The sequence below is a fragment of the Streptococcus pseudopneumoniae genome (assembly GCF_001074975.1).
GTDB classification, from domain to species: domain Bacteria; phylum Bacillota; class Bacilli; order Lactobacillales; family Streptococcaceae; genus Streptococcus; species Streptococcus pseudopneumoniae_D.
The window spans coordinates 1-1,526 of record NZ_JUUO01000058.1 but is presented as its reverse complement, the minus strand read 5'-3'; the positions used below and the strand labels follow the sequence as shown (position 1 = coordinate 1,526).

1 protein-coding gene is annotated in these 1,526 nt (G+C 39.8%); it reads right to left on the bottom strand.

Annotated elements, in window-relative coordinates; genetic code table 11:
* Positions 1–101: 101 nt before the first annotated feature.
* The gene (rpsA, locus tag ADI86_RS02790; RefSeq protein WP_001001632.1) at positions 102–1,304 is read right to left on the bottom strand and encodes a 30S ribosomal protein S1; all 1,203 of its coding nucleotides are present in this window, start codon (positions 1,302–1,304) and stop codon (positions 102–104) included.
* Positions 1,305–1,526: the final 222 nt, after the last annotated feature.

Here is a 1,526-nt window from a genome sequence, read left to right as displayed (position 1 = left end):
GACTAAATTTGTCCTTTCTCGAGATTAGCTTTTTTTCAACCCACTACAGTTGACAAAGAGCCTGTTTAGAAAACAAAGGATTTTGTGAATTTTCAATTTGATTAAAGTTCGATATCACCGAACAAGTCAGCCATTGAGAATCCTGTTTGTGTTTCTGGAAGTTCGAAATCACGTTTTTCTTGACGTTTTGGACGACGTGGACGTGGAGCACGTTTTTCTTCTTTTTGTCCTTCTTCTTGAGCTGGACGCTCTTCAAGAGCTTTGATAGAAAGTGATACACGCTCTGCATCTGCGTTAACTTCAAGAACTTTAACTTGAACTTCTTGACCAACTTTAAGAGCTTCTTTTGGATTTTCAATACGTTTGTGTGAAATTTGTGATACGTGAACAAGTCCATCGATACCTGGCAATACTTCAACAAATGCACCGAAGTCAGTCAAACGTTTAACTGTTCCTTCAACTACATCACCTTTAGCCAATTTTTGCTCAACGCCATCCCATGGTCCAGGTGTTGTTGCTTTAAGTGAAAGTGATACACGTCCTTCTTCTTCGTTAAGATCAAGGATTTTCACTTCAATTTCTTCACCAACAGTTACAACTGATTTTGGTGAAACGTTACGTTCGTGTGACAATTCAGTCAAGTGAACCAATCCGTCAACACCACCAAGGTCGATGAAAGCACCGAAGCTTGTGATACGAGCAACTTTACCAGTTACTACATCACCAACAGCCAATTTACCGAATACTTCAGCGCGAGCTGCTGCAGTAGCTGCTTCAACAACTTCACGACGTGAAAGGATGAAGCGGTTTTCTTTAGCGTCAACTTCTTTGATTTTAGCATCAAATTCTTGACCTACAAAACGCTCAGTGTTACGTACGAAACGAGTATCCAACATTGAAGCTGGGATAAATCCACGAACCCCTTCAAATTCTACTGAAAGTCCACCTTTAACGGCACGAGTTCCTTTAACAGTAACAACTTCTTCTTCGCGACCAACAAGTTTGTCCCATGCTTTGCGAGCTTCAAGGCGTTTTTTAGATACAAGGTATGTAACTGTATCAGTATCTTTACCAACTACTTGACGAAGTACAAGAACATCCAATACTTCTCCTACTTTAACAAAGTCATTGATATCTGCATCGCGATCGTTTGTCAATTCGCGAAGAGTCAAGACACCTTCAACACCAGTTCCAGAGATTGCAACGTTAGCTTGAGTCGCATCAACTGTCAATACTTCAGCACTAACAACATCACCAGTCTCAACTTGGCTAACGCTATTTAGCAAATCTTCAAATTCGTTCATCTAAAAAATCCTCCAACAATCAAGTTTTTCTTAAACTTGACATACTTATAATTTTTTTCCTAAGCACCCGCAAGGACATGTTCATATCGTTCACGTCTTTCAATTATAAAAATAAAATACCCTAAGATATTTTGCTTTTTATCTTGATTATTACCTAAGAACTGGGGTAGCTGGATTCGAACCAACGCATGAGGGAGTCAAAGTCCCTTGCCTTACCGCTTG

Bases quoted from the DNA above. Each gene is read 5' to 3' on its own strand.
- rpsA (WP_001001632.1), bottom strand. From the start codon at position 1,304: ATGAACGAATTTGAAGATTTGCTAAATAGCGTTAGCCAAGTTGAGACT.